This is a genomic window from Calothrix sp. UHCC 0171, from assembly GCF_034931845.1.
Classification (GTDB): Bacteria; Cyanobacteriota; Cyanobacteriia; order Cyanobacteriales; family Nostocaceae; genus Brunnivagina.
The window spans coordinates 351,887-367,385 of record NZ_JAYGHN010000001.1 but is presented as its reverse complement, the minus strand read 5'-3'; the positions used below and the strand labels follow the sequence as shown (position 1 = coordinate 367,385).

Below are 15,499 nucleotides of genomic sequence, written 5' to 3'. Positions count from 1 at the left end.
TCAGCATACCTTCACCAATAATTAATAATTAAATAACCAGTAAATTTTATGGGTGACAAATATCTCAAGCTTTCAGAATTTGATATTGAGGGAGAGTTTCTTGGCTTTTCTGGAAATCGTCCCCAGAAATTTAAGTATCTACAATTTGCATTGGCTAAGTGCAATGCAGTGGCGACACTTACCACCGGAAATCTCAAAATCAAACTTCCTAAAGAATTGCGAACAGTGCTTGGCTTAACTTTAGTTCCAGGTAATCATATTCGGATAATTGGTCATAGTAAATTACACTCGCGAAATGGCAATATTAAGCTTAAAGCTTATGATGTCATACCTTTAGATGCTTGCCATATACATAAGCCAAATCTTCAACAAGCAATACTTGCAGTTTCCGAAACCCCCTCCAAACAAGAATGTTCTCCTAAAGCCAAAATTTTAGTTTGTCAGGGTTCCGGCTGTCGCAAACGAGGTGCAAAACAGTTATTGTCAAACATCGAAAAATCACTCTGTAACGGTAAAGCCTCGAAAGAAGTAATGCGCGAGTTACGTAATCAAGTGAAAATTCAAAGCACTGGCTGCCTCAAAAAATGCTCCAAAGCCCCTAACTGTATTGTCCAACTAGGGAAAAAGAAATATAGCCAAGTCAAACCAAATGCGATCGCATCTCTCCTTGAGGAGCATTTAAGTTAAGCTGAAGTAGCAAAGGTCAAGAGTTTTCTCTTTCTCATACCTATATTTATATTTTACAGTAAAATTGTACTAGTAAACAGTGAAGTCGTCTACTAGTCAAAACACATTTTTACTTTTTGTGCTTCTGGGTGAACTCAGAAGCATTATTTTTAGTTCAGTTTTAGTTTACTTCACCGCAGGATTACTCACATTTACTTAATGATTCATATTCATCAATAAGAGCTAGCATGGTGTAATAGCAAATGTTATCTATTGAATTAATACATTTCTTGTAATATTTTAGCAAAAAAGATACTTGTTCACATGGTTATTTTGAGTTTTAAAAGTCGCCTTCATAAACGTTTTAGCTATATTTTGGGACGATTTTTATTAGTGCTTATACTGTTACTAGTAAGTATTTTTTGTTCTCCTATACTCCCAGTAATGGTTGCTGAAGCAAACCCTGCAATTGAGTCAGTTGAAGTTGATGTATTGATTCAGGCGATGGGAGTTAGGAACCCACAGGTTTTATTGGAGGATGGTTTAAAAGTTGGTAATAGTACAAAGGTGACACTTCGTAATCAACCTGAAGGGATGATGAGTATCCAATCGGTGAAACAATTACCAATTACGATCGCAGTTCCCCAACCGGATGGTTCGGTAAAGGAGTTACCCGACCCCAAGGATAATTATAAGGTAGATTTGCTGATTACTTTGGCTGGTAAAGCTCAAATTCAAGAAAAGGGTTTATTTTTTGGCAAAAGTCAATTAAGGGTTGGTACTCCCACTGAAATTGAGGGTTTTAATTATTTGTCCAGGGGTAGCATAATTGATGTCAGAATCGTGAAATCGAAGTAATCATTTATCTGGGCTTCTTCCCCATTGTTACAAGTTCCGGTTGAATCTTAACGCAGCAAATACTTACTCGTTCTGCGTAACTATTTTCTGTGAGAACGCAGGTTATACCAATATTTGAAGTCAAAGTGTATTATTGATATATTGTCATAGATTGATTTAAATTTCTCAATATTTGATCATGCAAACACATTAAAAAATTTGTAATTCTTTACTATTAACTAATCTGACAGATAGCATTATATTAATTAAACTAAATTAGACTAAAAAGCTATCAATATAAATTAAATGTCTGATTCCGCTATATTTATCTTTTCGCGATTGGGAATCCTGCTAATTCCTATAGTTTCATTGCTGTAGGGAGGTACAGATGATGGATGTAGATGCAGAACAACTAGATTATGCTGAGTTATTGAAACGACTTCACATTGCCGAAGAAACAATTGAGCAATTACAAAGCGATCGCAAATTAGTACAACAATCTACGTATCAGGACGCAGCACAAACAAGATTATTGTTTGAAAGTTGTCCTTATCCTTTATGGGTGTATGACTTAAAAACAATGATTTTTTTGGAGGTAAATGCCGCAGCAATTGCACATTATGGTTACTCACGGGATGAATTTTTACAAATGAAAATTTCCGAACTTCATCCTCCTGAAGATGCCGCAATGTTAAGTAGTGTATTGGCTCAATATGAAATTGAGCAACATACTAATTCCGGTTATTGGAGACATCATAAAAAAGATGGTAGTGTCATTGATGTCGAAATTACTTCAAATGCGATTACTTTTAATGAACGCCCTGCTCGAATTGTATTAGTGAATGATATTACCGAACGTAAACGCCATGAAGCCGCATTAAAAGGTAGTGAAAACCAGTTAAGAATGGCATTGACGGCTGCGGGAATGGGTACTTGGAATTTAGATTTGCGATCGCATTTATTTAGTTGTTCAACTAGTATGGAATTCCTGTTTGGTATGGGAAGTGACAGCTTTGATGGACGCTGGGATAGTTTTATTAATTTATTGCACTCTGAGGATAGAGAACGGGTGATAAATTCAATTTCTCAGGCGGTTGAATATCAAGATAATTCCTATCTCGACTTAGAGTTTCGCTTTGTTTTAACGAGTGAAAAAAATCGTTGGATAGCAACAAAAGGACAAGTAATTTATAATTTAGCAGGTCAAGCAATACGCATCACTGGAATTGATTTAGATATTACCCAGCGCAAGCAAAATGAAGAAGAATTAAAAGCTCAAAATTTGCGATCGCAACTTTTAGCAGAAATTTCTCTGAAAATTCGTCAATCATTACAAACTGAGGACATTTTACATACTACCGTTACCGAAATCCAAAAATTACTCCAAGCAGATAGAGTATTAGTTTTTCGATTGTGGAGTGATGGTACTGGTGTTGTTGTGCAAGAATCAGTAGTTCCCGGAGTGATGTCAATTTTAGGAGAAAAAATTCATGATCGTTGTTTTACGGATGAACTGCAAGAGCCATATAAACACGGCAAAATCAGTACAATCCCCAATGTATTAGAAGCAGATATTAATACTCGGCATCGACAATTGTTAGAAGGATTTAGTGTTAAATCAAATCTAGTTGTCCCAATTTTACAGCGTGAAAATCTCTGGGGATTACTTATCGCCCATCAATGTCAACGCACGAGAATTTGGAACAGCATGGAAACCGAATTGTTACAGCAATTAGCAACCCAAATTGGTATTGCCTTATCCCAAGCCCATCTGCTGGAACAAGAAACTAAACAAAGGGAAATACTCGCTAATTCTAATGCCGAACTGGAACAATTTGCCTATGTCGCATCCCATGATTTACAAGAACCATTAAGGATGGTGACAAGTTACTTACAATTACTCGAACGTCGATATAAAGATAAACTTGATAGCCAAGCCGAAGAATTTATTGATTATGCAGTAGATGGTGCGAGACGAATGCAAATTTTAATCAACGATTTGTTGAGTTTTTCCCGCGTTAGCACCAAAGGAAAGCCCTTTACATTAGTTGATAGTAACCAAATATTAAAACAAGCGATTTCCAACCTCAAAATAGCAATTGAAGAAAGCGGAGCAATTATTAAATGTGAACAAGCATTACCCCAGATTTGTGGCGACGCAACCCAACTTAGTCAATTATTTCAAAACTTGATTGGTAATGCGATTAAATTTCGCAGGGAAACAGCGCCAATTGTGGAGATAGGATTTTTGAAAAATGATGAGCAAGAAAAACAAGGAGAGCAAGTAGAGCCAGCAGAGCCAGCAAAAGCACCTCCTCTTCCCTCCCTTTCCCCTTACTTCTTCTGGGTACGCGATAATGGAATTGGAATTGAATCACAATATTGCGATCGCATTTTTGTGATTTTTCAAAGGCTACACGGAAAAGCAAAATATCCTGGTACTGGTATTGGACTGGCAATTTGTAAAAAAATTGTAGAGCGTCATGGAGGACGTATCTGGCTGGAGTCTAAACCAAATCAAGGGACAACTTTCTTTTTTACAATTCCAGATAGAACGGAAACTCTACAGTGAATACTACATTTATTCCTATGCCAATAGAGGTTTTGTTAGTTGAAGATAACCCAGGTGATGTCCAGTTGACGCAAATCGCTCTTGAAGACAGCAAAATCTCGGTTAATTTAAGCATTGTTGAAGATGGTGTCGAAGCACTAGCATTTTTACGCAAACAAAACCAGTACGCTGGTGTTTCCCATCCTGATATTATTTTGCTTGATTTAAACTTACCTAAAAAAGATGGACGGGAAGTATTAGCAGAAATTAAAGCCGATAAAGCACTAAGACGTATACCTGTTGTCGTTTTGACTACATCTCAAAATGAAGAAGATGTTTTACGTGCCTACAACTTAGCTGCCAATTGCTACATTACAAAACCCGTTGACTTCGACCAATTCGTCAAAATAGTACAATCTATAGAAAGTTTTTGGTTCACCATCGTCAAATTACCACCGGAATAAGAGGACATGGGAATGAGGGGACATGGGGATGCGGTGACGCGGTGACGCGGGGATGAAGATGGAGACGCAGTGACAGTTTTTCTCCCCCTCCCCCACTCTCCCCCTCTCCCCCTCTCTCACTCCCCCCCCCTCTCCCCCTCTCCAATACCTATGTCTACAAAACTCAAATGACACGTCAAGCCCTCAAAGTGTTACTTATTGAAGATAATCCCGGAGATGTCTTTCTACTACGGGAGTTTTTAGCGGATGTTAGTTCTTTCCAGTTTCAACTAACACCAGCCGAATCTTTGCGGGATGCACTTAATTGTATCGAAAATAACAAATTTGATGTGATTCTTTTAGACCTCTCTTTGCCCGATAGTCAAGGATTGGAAAGTTTTGTGCAAATTCGCGATCGCGTTCCTTCCATACCAGTTATTGTACTTACAGGTCTTGATGATGAGACGCTGGCACTCACAGCCATGCAGCAGGGAGCGCAGGATTATTTAGTTAAGGGAGAAGTGAGTGGGGACTTACTAGTAAGATGTATGCGTTATGCGATCGAACGTCAGCGTTCTGAGGAAGCTCTCCGCCACAGTGAAGAACGGTTTCGAGTGGCTTTGAAAAATTCTCCTATTGTTGTTTTCACGCAAGATAAGGATTTACGTTATACATGGATTTATAATGCTGTCATTGAATTTAATAATGCTGATGTCTTAGGAAAACAGGATTCTGATATAGTGGCAGATGCAGATGCCCAGCGATTAAAGGAAATTAAACAACGGGTTTTAACAACTGGTGTGGGCACAAGAGAAGAAATATCTATTACCAGTAATTCCCATGAAGTTAAATATTACGACTTGACTGTAGAACCATTGCGGAATGAGTCAAACGAAGTAGTCGGGATTACATGCGCCAGTATTGATATTAGCGAACGCAAATTAGCCGAAGATAAAATTCACCAGCAAGCAGCTTTACTTGATATCGCTAACGATGCAATTTTGGTTCGTGATTTAGAAAATCGGATTTTATTTTGGAATAAAGGTGCGGAAAATATCTACGGTTGGGAAGCGAGTGAAGTTTACCAGCGAAATGCCAGTGAAATTTTACATAAAGAAACTCCCCCCGAAGTCGAAACCGCAATGCTAACGGTAATCACTCAAGGTAAATGGCAAGGCGAATTAAATAAAGTGACTAAAAATGGTAGTAATATATTAGTCGAAAGTCGCTGGACATTAGTTTGCGATCGCGATGGCAAACCCCAATCAATCCTGACTGTTGACACCGACATCACCGAAAAGAAACAACTCGAATATCAATTTTTTAGAACCCAACGTCTCGAAAGCATCGGCACTCTCGCCAGTGGTATTGCCCACGACTTAAATAATATTCTCACACCCATTCTGATTACCGCCCAAATGTTACCCTTAAGATTCCCTGAAGTGGACGAACGGGATGTACAGATGTTTGAAATTCTCGAAGAAAGCGCCAAACGCGGTGCAGAACTAGTCAAACAGGTATTATCGTTTGCACGAGGAGTCGAAGGAAAACGTATTAGCTTGCAAATCCGACATTTGATTCGAGATATCGCCAAAATCCTCAAAGAAACCTTTCCTAAATCCATCAATATCTGCGTTGATGTTCCCAAAGATTTATGGATGGTATCGGGAGATACAACGCAACTACATCAAGTATTGATGAATCTCTGCGTTAATGCCCGTGATGCCATGCCAGAAGGGGGAACTTTAAGCATAACAGGCGAAAATGTATTGATAGACGAAAACTATGTCCGCATGAATTTAGAAGCTAAAATAGGAGCTTATACTGTCATTACGATTAGTGATACAGGTATTGGAATTCCGGCAGAAATTAAAGAACGTATTTTCGAGCCATTTTTTACCACAAAAGAACTTGGGAAAGGTACTGGCTTAGGTCTTTCAACTGTTATTGGTATTATTAAAAGTCACGGTGGATTTATTAATGTTTATAGCGAAGTCGGTTCTGGAACTACTTTTAAAATACACTTACCCGCAACAGAAACAACGGCAACAGAATTAGAACCGGATTGCAAACCATTGGCGGGAAATGAAGAATTAGTTTTAATAGTCGAAGATGAGACTTACATTCAAGAAATTACCAAAGCATCCCTCGAAAGTCATAATTATCAAACCTTAATCGCCAGTGACGGCATTGCCGCAATTGCTCTCTATGCCCAGCATATGGATGAAATCAGTGTCGTGATTATGGACATGATGCTACCATTAATGGACGGAATGACAGCCATCCGTACCCTGAAAAAAATTAACCCGAACGTGAATATTATTGCCACAAGCGGATTAATGTCAAACAGCAAACTAAATGATATACATAGCATCGGCATTAAACACTTTTTACACAAACCCTACACTATTAAAGAATTATTATTGAAATTACAACAAACTTTGAATACTGAATCCTAATATTCTCACGTTGATTTTTGTAGTCAATGAAGTTGTTTCTTTACAAGCCCTTAGTATCTAGGATTCCGGTGCGATCGCATCTTCAACTTAAATGCGTATTATTTTTGACTCAATTGTTCCCATACCAGTGCCACAAAACAAACTGTCTTAACACCAATTTCATTATCTAGATAAACAGCTAAAAACCTGTAAATATCAATGTTTCTCAACTAAAAAGCTCCACAACATTTACCCTTAAATACTTCCTAACATTTCAAAATTTTTCTGGAACCTTTTAGTATTTTTTCCGACTTTGAATTTAAAAGCAATACCTACCAATTAGGTCTGAAATTATGAAAGGTGTGATGAAATCTTTGGCGACAATTTCTACATTGTCTGTATTAGCTGCTGCTCCAATTTTTATCTCTGCTGGTAAAGCATCTGCTGCACCTAAAGGAACTGATGCCAGCTATATCGGGATTGGAGCATCTGCTGGTTTAACCAATGGTGGTCAAACTGGCGATGCTGCAACCTTTGGTGGTAATATGGTTGGACGCGCTAAGGTAGGAAGAACTCCATTTTCAGTACGCGGTCAAATTAATTTCAGCGACGAAACCAGCGCCATTATTCCCCATGCAACTGTAGATATTCCTGTTGGCAATAATACCAATGTCTACGTTGGTGGTGGTTATCAATTTGTGGAAAAAGACGGTAAACCAACCCCATCTGGTAACAAAGATGGTGTCGCTGTTGTCGCTGGTGTTGAATCAGAAGTTGCTAAAAATTTCCTCGTTTATAGCAACGCCACTGTCGGAGTTAACGCCTACAAAAATAGCCCTGCATCTGCTGTAAGTATTAACTCAGGTATTGGTTATCGGTTTAGATAATATTTAGTTAATGGTTAATAGATAATGGGTAATTCATAGTTTGTAATTTATAACTACCCAATACTCAGTGTCTAATCCCCAATGCCTAATACCTAATATCCAATGCCCAATTCCCATTAACCAATAACTATTAACAAAATCTAATAAGTATTATTGCTGGGTTTGTCAAATCTTGTATTGCTGACAAACTCGGCATTTTTGCGTGATAGAATCAAGTTAAATTATTCAACGAAATCCCGACCGGATTACCGGGAATAAATGTCGAATGGGTGCTGCTAATTACCTGGTTCGGCTTGTAGCGATCGCTTTATTTTCAGAACACTAAATTCAACTGCAATGGTTAAATCTGCTCCTCCCCCTACAACCACAACTCGCAAGCCCTCCAAGGTAGAAGGTCTGAAAGAACACAGTAACTTTTTACGCGAACCTGTCGCCACCGAGTTATTAGAGGATACAACTCATTTTAGCGAAGAAGCTGTACAAATTCTCAAGTTCCACGGTTCATACCAGCAAGATAATCGGGATAACCGGGCGAAAGGGAAAGAGAAAGATTATCAAATGATGCTGCGTACCCGCAGTCCTGGTGGTTTTATTCCACCACAGTTGTATTTAACTTTAGATAAATTGGCGGACGAATACGGTAACCATACGTTACGGGCAACCACTCGCCAAGGGTTTCAACTGCATGGAATTTTGAAGAAAAATCTCAAGCCCACGATTGCAGCGATTGTCAAAAGTATGGGTTCGACTCTAGGTGCTTGTGGTGATTTAAACCGCAATGTCATGGCACCCCCCGCGCCTTTCAAGAATAAGCCGGAGTATGAGTACGCTTGGGAATATGCCAATAATATTGCTGACTTACTGACTCCGCAAACAGGAGCCTATTACGAAATTTGGCTGGATGGGGAAAAAGTCATCAGTGGGGAAGAAAATCCGGAAGTCGTAGCCGCACGTCAAAAAAATGGTACGGGTACAGTTTTCCATGATAACGTGGAACCCATTTATGGTACACACTACATGCCCCGTAAGTTTAAGGCTAGCGTGACAGTACCAGGGGATAACTCAATTGACTTATATACCCAAGATTTGACTTTGGTGGTGATTACCAATAAAGACGGTGAACTCCAGGGTTTTAACGTGTTTGCGGGTGGTGGTTTAGGACGTACCCATAACAAGGAAGAAACCTTTGCCAGGGCTGCTGATCCCATTTGTTACGTCCAAAAGGATGATGTCTACGAATTGGTGAAGGCGATTGTGGCGACTCAAAGGGATTATGGCGATCGCACCGATCGTCGCCATGCCCGGTTAAAATATTTAATTAATGATTGGGGTGTGGAACAATTCCGCAGCAAAGTGGAAGAATATTTCGGCAAACCTCTTGTGCCTTTCAAGTTTTTGGCAAAGAAATTTAAGTATCAAGATTTTCTGGGTTGGCACGAACAAGGTGATGGTAAGTTATTTTTAGGAATTTCCATCGATAATGGACGGGTTAAGGATGAAGGTAGCTTCCAGTTAAAAACAGCATTGCGGGAAATCGTCGAAAAATTCAACTTGACGATGCACCTTACTCCCCACCAAAACCTCATTTTCTGCGACATTGCCCCAGAAAATAAAGCCGAAATCGAAGCAATTCTTCACCGTTGTGGCGTAGTCAGTGACCCGAATAATATTGATTCTTTGGTACGGTATGGGATGGCTTGTCCGGCATTACCGACCTGCGGACTCGCAATTACGGAATCAGAACGGATAATTCCGTCATTTTTGCAGAGAATCCGGGCATTGCTCAAAAAAGTCGGATTACCAAAAACACATTTCGTGATCCGCATGACTGGATGTCCAAATGGATGTGCCCGTCCTTACGTGGCAGAATTGGGTTTTGTCGGTAGTTTTACGGAATCATATCAAGTTTGGTTAGGTGGATGTCCCAACCAAACAAGGTTAGCGCGTCCATTTACAGAGAGAATGCACGCTGATGATTTAGAAAAGTTCTTAGAACCTTTGTTTGTCTTCTTTAAACAGTCGCGGAAAAGGGGAGAAAGTTTCGGTAATTTTTGCGATCGCGTTGGGTTTGATGCCTTGCGTGAATTCTCTGAAAGTTATCAAGGATAAACTTTGATTTAAGTCTGATGGGGTAGGAAAATGCGAACGCTGACCTGCCCCTATAATGACAATATAGAAAAATTTAGAAAGACATTATTCTGCGAGTTGCTAGTGGATATCGGGATTTAGATGGATTGTTTGAGGAAGATTAATTTGCACAGCGATCGCCCCAAAAATTAACTTTGCGACTAAAAAATACCATCTTTGTGACAAACTATTAAGTAGGGTTTGTGGAGTCTTTTCGCTACAATTGCATCTAATCTCCGCTATTTACCCAAAATTTACCCGTGTGGAATTTTTTACAAGCGATCGCGCAAGCCAGTGTTTTTTGTAATGGTACGTTGTAATATTCGATCACTGGGAATCTCTCGAATAGCAATTGGAATCTGGGGATTTTCTCTGGGCTCCTGTAAGGGTAACTCCAACCAAATTACATCGTGCCAATTTCCACATTTGTAACCCACATTTCTGTAAATTCCTACTTCTTGAAAGCCAAGCGATCGATGTAAATTCATACTGGCTTGATTAGGTTGGGTAATACCTGCATAAGCATTATAAAAACCTTGAATTTTTAATAATTCAAATAATGATGTATATAATGCACGTCCGATACCTTGGCGACGTGCTTTTTCGTGAATATAAACACTAACATTTACAGACCATTGATAAGCTGTGCGTTCGTGATGAGGGGCTGCGTAGACGTATCCGACAACCTCCTGATTGGATTCATACACCAACCAAGGATATTTTTGCATAATTTTAGAAATCCGATGATTCATTTCCTCCAAAGTCGGTGCTTTGGTTTCAAAAGTGGCTGGAGAATTTTCACAAAATGGTGCGTAAATTGCTTGAATTGTAGCTGCGTCATTTTTGCTTGCAAGTCGAATTATAGGCATTTTAAATATTATTTTTAGATCAGACTTTATACTTTAAAAGTTTATATGTTTAAATTATTTTTTATCAAGTTCAAATCGAAAACCAGATTCATTCAGGGACTTGCAGTTAAGCTGATGTGCAGCTAAATTGTATAGCTCGAAAACATCAAGTTATTGTAGTGCGGAGAGGAATTTCCGGGGAGATGTTCTTCACGGAAAACTCCGGAGCCGGAAAGCCCGCTTTGTCTGTATAATTTAGGCGCTGAACAGTTTATCACCTTGAAATTGACTATAACTGGACGCGACTTTTCCTGTTCAAATTTAAACTCTTCTGGGATACAATGTGATGATAATGGGCTCATACTTTATAACTCCTGGAAATATTGTGATATATACATTCTCGCAGTTTTTGACACCCATTTTTTTGTGAGAAATCCGGGCTAGGGGCTTAATCAATAATTTCCATTGCCCAAAAACCGGGTATTGCGTCAAAATAAAAGTAAAACGTTGTAATTTGTCTTAACAATCCCATTTAAAATGGCGCAAGTAATATCACCTAAAACTCTTGACACCTCTCAAATTACGACGAACCCCCAAGATTACGACTACGACTTAGTGATTGTTGGCGGCGGAATTGTCGGTTTAACCCTAGCTAGTGCTTTAAAGGATTCGGGTTTAAGCTTGTTGCTGATAGAAGCAAGGGTAGAATCAGCAGCAGTAATGAAAGGACAAGCCTATGCCGTACATATGCTGTCTGCCTTGATTTACCAAGGAATTGGAGTTTGGGACAAAATGTTGCCCAATATTGAGACATATCGGCGAGTACGGTTGTCTGATGCCAATTATCCCAATGTGGTGGAATTTAATACTGAGGATATTGGCAAAGATGATTTAGGTTATGTTGCGGAACATCAAGCTCTGTTACATCCACTACAGGAGTTTGTGAAAAATTGTCAGAATGTAACTATACTCTGCCCTGCGGAAGTCGTAGAAACCCAGTATCTCCAAGACGCAGCTGTAACGACAATCAAATTAGCAGGTAAAACTCAAACAATTCGCAGTAAATTATTAGTAGCAGCAGATGGTTCGCGATCGCGCATTCGCCAAGCAGCAGGAATTAGCACTAGTGGTTGGAAATATTGGCAATCTTGTATTGTGGCTTTTGTGAAACCGGAAAAATCCCACAATGAAACTGCTTATGAAAAATTCCAAGCAAGTGGACCTTTTGCAATTTTACCGTTGCCTGGGAATCGTTGCCGCATTGTGTGGACTGCGCCCCATGAGGAAGCAAAAGCTTTATGCGAATTAGATGATGAGCAGTTTTTGCAGGAGTTAAGCCAGCGTTATGGTTCACAAATGGGTAAATTGGAACTATTGGGAGAAAGATTTATTTTTCCAGTGCAATTAATGCAAAGTGATAAATATGTATCAGATAGGCTGGCATTGATTGGTGATGCTGCCCATAATTGTCACCCTGTTGGTGGACAGGGTTTAAACTTAGGGATTCGAGATGTTGCGGCATTGGCGCAGGTGATTCAAGAAGCACATCAAGTTGGCAAGGATATTGGTGATATTAAAGTTTTGAAAAAATATGAACGCTGGCGTAAGTTGGAAAATCTGACTATTTTGGGCTTTACTGATTTATTAGATCGGGTATTTTCTAATACTTTTCTGCCAATTGTCATCGTGCGTCGTCTCGGCTTGTTGGCGATGAAATACATCCCTTTGGTGAAGGTACTTTCGTTAAAATTAATGATTGGATTGTTAGGAAAAACACCAAAATTAGCGCAGCGTTAAATAATGGCTGGTGTCATTTTTTAAAAACTTAACTATTTTTCACAATAAATTGCGACTTCATCCAATTAAACCCTTGCAATGCGAGGGTTTTGCTCTTATATCATTCATCTGAGCTAATTGAGAATATTTTCAATTAATGTTATCAAAACTTATTTTTTGCCTAATTTTTATTAGCTAAATTTAAAGAAACAATAGGTTCATGTAAATAATTTCTATGATGAAATTCTTCAATATTCTCAAAGACATAATTATTAGTGTTACAAAGCGTCAGGATTGGTGGGTAGAAGTATCCACCACCCAACCAAATTGTATTTACTACTTTGGCCCCTTTCCTCAGCATCAAGAAGCGGAAATAATGTCTTCCGGTTATGTCGAAGATTTACAAGCGGAAGGAGCCAGAGAGATTAAGACTATGATCAAACGTTGTCATCCAGACCAAATAACAATCTGTGAAGAGTAATTTTATATCTTTATAACTATCGATATGAGATAAAATTCAGCACTCTACAAGTAAATTTTTGCAATTACAAAGATGAATCCAAATCAAAAACGTTTGTGCATCACTATTCAAGGAGGCGTACAAGGAGTTGGGTTTCGACCATTTATTTATAGACTGGCAAAAGAATTAAAACTTGTTGGTTGGGTCAAAAATTCTGCTGAAGGGGTTTTAATTGAGGTTGAAGGTGATAACCACACATTGGAAATATTCCGACAACGCATACAAATAGAAAAGCCCCAACATGCATTTATCCAAAGTTTGAAATTCATATTTTTGGAGCCAGTTAACTACACAAACTTTGAGATTCATCGTAGTATTGATGGCAATAAAACAGCACTAATAGCACCAGATATTGCCACTTGTGCTAATTGCCTAAAAGAAATATTTACCCCCACTAATTATCGCTACCATTATCCCTTTACCAACTGTACTAACTGCGGACCTCGTTTCAGCATTATCAAAGCATTACCTTACGATCGCTCCCGCACGACAATGAAAAACTTTGTCATGTGTAACATTTGTCACACTGAATATGAAAATCCTCGCGATCGCCGTTTTCATGCTCAACCAAATGCTTGTCCTCAATGTGGTCCCCATTTACAGCTATGGAATCGTCAAGGTGATGTTTTAGCATCCCATGACACAGCTTTACAAATGGCAGCAGATATGATTCGCCAAGGTGAAATTATTGCCATCAAAGGCTTAGGTGGATTTCACTTTATCGTGGATGCACGTAATAATAATGTTATCAAAAAGCTGCGTAGCCGAAAACAACGTCAGGAAAAACCTTTTGCTTTGATGTATCCCACAATTGAGTTAGTTAAGGAACATTGTGAAGTCTCGGAAATTGAAGAAAAATTATTAAATTCTTCGCCAGCACCGATAGTTTTACTACGATACAAAGGATGGAATAAAGCTGAGATACCTCAAGAAACAGTGAATACAAACGCCCCAGCTTTTTCAGTTGCTCCTGCAAATCCCTATCTGGGTATCATGTTGCCCTATACGCCATTGCATCACCTACTGATGGCAGAATTAAATTTTCCTGTAGTTGCCACTAGTGGTAATGTTTCTGAGCAACCAATTTGTATTCGTGAGAATGAAGCGATTAAGCAACTGGGGAATATTGCCGATAAGTTTTTAATTCATAATCGCCCAATTTATCAACCTGTGGATGATTCAATTGTCCGTCTGGTTATGGATGCTCCCACAGTCTTACGCCATGCCCGTGGTTATGCACCTTCAGCAATTCCCATCAATTCGCAATCAAAAATTATTGCTGTCGGGGCACATTTGAAAAATACAGTTGCAATTTCAATTAATCAACAAGTTTTGTTGAGCCAACATATTGGAGATTTAGAAAATATTCATACCGTTAATACTTTTAAACAGGTAATCCAGAATCTGAGCCAAATTTATGATTTTCAACCCGATGCTGTAGCCTGCGATTTACATCCCAATTTTCTCTCAACTCAATTAGCACAGCAACTTGCACAAAATTTTAATATTCCTCTCATTCCAGTCCAACATCATTATGCCCATGTTCTTTCATGCATGGCAGAAAATCAGATTAATGATTCTGTTTTGGGTATTGCTTGGGACGGCACAGGTTATGGTTTAGATGGCACAATTTGGGGTGGTGAATTTCTACTAATTAAAGATATATCATTTCAACGAATTGCCCATCTACGTAATTTTGCTTTACCTGGAGGCGAAAAAGCAATTAAACAGCCCAAACGAGCCGCGATCGCATTACTATATGAAGTGTTTGGAGATAGTCTTTGGGAAATGCGATCGCTTTTACCAATCCAGGCTTTTTCTGCTCCAGAATTCAGGATTATTCAAGCAATGCTCCAGCGCGACTTTAATAGTCCTAAGACTTCTAGTTGCGGGCGTTTATTTGATGCAATTTCCTCCATCCTTGGGCTGTGCCAAGAAATAACATTTGCAGGACAAGCGGCAATGGCATTAGAGTTTACTATCAATGGTTTGAAGACCGATGAAAGCTATGACTTTGCTCCGATTAAACCTACGAATGTGCATCAAGATTTGCCCATAATCATCGATTGGGAAATAACTATTAAACAACTTTTGAAAGATATGCAAACTGGTTTATCTATTAGCAAAATATCCGCAAAGTTTCACAATACACTTGTGGAAATCATGATTGTAGTAGCCAAATATGTAGGCGCAAAAAAAGTTGTAATTACAGGCGGTTGCTTTCAAAATAAATATCTAACAGAAAGAGCAATTCAGCGTTTAAGAGCCGAAAATTTTTGTCCTTATTGGCATCAAAGTATACCCACCAATGATGGTGGAATTGCTGTTGGACAAATTGTAGCTGGTTGCCGAGAAATGGAGCATATTGCTCAATATCAGTAAATACACTAATTACTTCATTACATT

The 15,499-nt window shown here is 38.9% G+C and carries 11 protein-coding genes; 10 read left to right on the top strand and 1 reads right to left on the bottom strand.

The features are described from left to right. The first annotated feature begins 48 nt into the window (after nt 1–48). The 7 genes from VB733_RS01435 (at nt 49) to sir (ending at nt 9,931) form a co-directional block, all read left to right on the top strand. Nucleotides 49–687: a (2Fe-2S) ferredoxin domain-containing protein gene (locus VB733_RS01435; protein ID WP_323338328.1), complete on the top strand. Its 639-nt coding sequence runs from the start codon at nt 49–51 to the stop codon at nt 685–687. Between the two features lie 303 nt (nt 688–990). Beyond that, nucleotides 991–1,524: a DUF4330 domain-containing protein gene (locus tag VB733_RS01430; protein ID WP_323338327.1), complete on the top strand. Its 534-nt coding sequence runs from the start codon at nt 991–993 to the stop codon at nt 1,522–1,524. Nucleotides 1,525–1,891: 367 nt separating this feature from the next. After that, on the top strand, nt 1,892–4,075 hold the full coding sequence (locus tag VB733_RS01425; protein ID WP_323338326.1) for a PAS domain S-box protein: 2,184 nt from the start codon (nt 1,892–1,894) through the stop codon (nt 4,073–4,075). A gap of 17 nt (nt 4,076–4,092) precedes the next feature. Then, entirely contained in the window at nt 4,093–4,518 is a 426-nt protein-coding gene (locus tag VB733_RS01420; protein WP_323338443.1) for a response regulator, read from the top strand. Nucleotides 4,519–4,685: 167 nt separating this feature from the next. Beyond that, nucleotides 4,686–6,956 carry a response regulator gene (locus VB733_RS01415; RefSeq protein WP_323338325.1) on the top strand — a complete coding sequence of 757 codons (2,271 nt, stop codon included), beginning with the start codon at nt 4,686–4,688 and terminating at the stop codon, nt 6,954–6,956. A 332-nt stretch (nt 6,957–7,288) separates the two neighbouring features. Beyond that, the gene (locus tag VB733_RS01410) at nt 7,289–7,822 is read left to right on the top strand and encodes a hypothetical protein (RefSeq protein ID WP_323338324.1); all 534 of its coding nucleotides are present in this window, start codon (nt 7,289–7,291) and stop codon (nt 7,820–7,822) included. A 336-nt stretch (nt 7,823–8,158) separates the two neighbouring features. Beyond that, nucleotides 8,159–9,931: a sulfite reductase, ferredoxin dependent gene (sir, locus tag VB733_RS01405; RefSeq protein WP_323338323.1), complete on the top strand. Its 1,773-nt coding sequence runs from the start codon at nt 8,159–8,161 to the stop codon at nt 9,929–9,931. A 290-nt stretch (nt 9,932–10,221) separates the two neighbouring features. Here the strand turns inward: sir and VB733_RS01400 are convergent, their stop codons facing one another. Beyond that, complete coding sequence (locus VB733_RS01400) at nt 10,222–10,818, bottom strand: arsinothricin resistance N-acetyltransferase ArsN1 family B (protein WP_323338322.1); 597 nt, start codon at nt 10,816–10,818, stop codon at nt 10,222–10,224. A 516-nt stretch (nt 10,819–11,334) separates the two neighbouring features. Between VB733_RS01400 and VB733_RS01395 the strand changes: the two genes are divergently transcribed. The 3 genes from VB733_RS01395 (at nt 11,335) to hypF (ending at nt 15,475) form a co-directional block, all read left to right on the top strand. Next, the gene (locus VB733_RS01395; RefSeq protein WP_323338321.1) at nt 11,335–12,594 is read left to right on the top strand and encodes an FAD-dependent hydroxylase; all 1,260 of its coding nucleotides are present in this window, start codon (nt 11,335–11,337) and stop codon (nt 12,592–12,594) included. A 214-nt stretch (nt 12,595–12,808) separates the two neighbouring features. Next, nucleotides 12,809–13,054, top strand: a complete 246-nt coding sequence (locus VB733_RS01390) for a DUF1816 domain-containing protein (protein WP_323338320.1) — start codon at nt 12,809–12,811, stop codon at nt 13,052–13,054. Nucleotides 13,055–13,126: 72 nt separating this feature from the next. Beyond that, a complete protein-coding gene (hypF, locus tag VB733_RS01385; RefSeq protein WP_323338319.1) occupies nt 13,127–15,475 on the top strand; it encodes a carbamoyltransferase HypF in 2,349 nt (782 codons plus the stop codon). Nucleotides 15,476–15,499: the final 24 nt, after the last annotated feature.

Coding starts and splice junctions, on each gene's coding strand:
- VB733_RS01435 (WP_323338328.1), top strand. CDS start 49: ATGGGTGACAAATATCTCAAGCTTTCAGAATTTGATATTGAGGGAGAG.
- VB733_RS01430 (WP_323338327.1), top strand. CDS start 991: ATGGTTATTTTGAGTTTTAAAAGTCGCCTTCATAAACGTTTTAGCTAT.
- VB733_RS01425 (WP_323338326.1), top strand. CDS start 1,892: ATGATGGATGTAGATGCAGAACAACTAGATTATGCTGAGTTATTGAAA.
- VB733_RS01420 (WP_323338443.1), top strand. CDS start 4,093: ATGCCAATAGAGGTTTTGTTAGTTGAAGATAACCCAGGTGATGTCCAG.
- VB733_RS01415 (WP_323338325.1), top strand. CDS start 4,686: ATGACACGTCAAGCCCTCAAAGTGTTACTTATTGAAGATAATCCCGGA.
- VB733_RS01410 (WP_323338324.1), top strand. CDS start 7,289: ATGAAAGGTGTGATGAAATCTTTGGCGACAATTTCTACATTGTCTGTA.
- sir (WP_323338323.1), top strand. CDS start 8,159: ATGGTTAAATCTGCTCCTCCCCCTACAACCACAACTCGCAAGCCCTCC.
- VB733_RS01400 (WP_323338322.1), bottom strand. CDS start 10,818: ATGCCTATAATTCGACTTGCAAGCAAAAATGACGCAGCTACAATTCAA.
- VB733_RS01395 (WP_323338321.1), top strand. CDS start 11,335: ATGGCGCAAGTAATATCACCTAAAACTCTTGACACCTCTCAAATTACG.
- VB733_RS01390 (WP_323338320.1), top strand. CDS start 12,809: ATGATGAAATTCTTCAATATTCTCAAAGACATAATTATTAGTGTTACA.
- hypF (WP_323338319.1), top strand. CDS start 13,127: ATGAATCCAAATCAAAAACGTTTGTGCATCACTATTCAAGGAGGCGTA.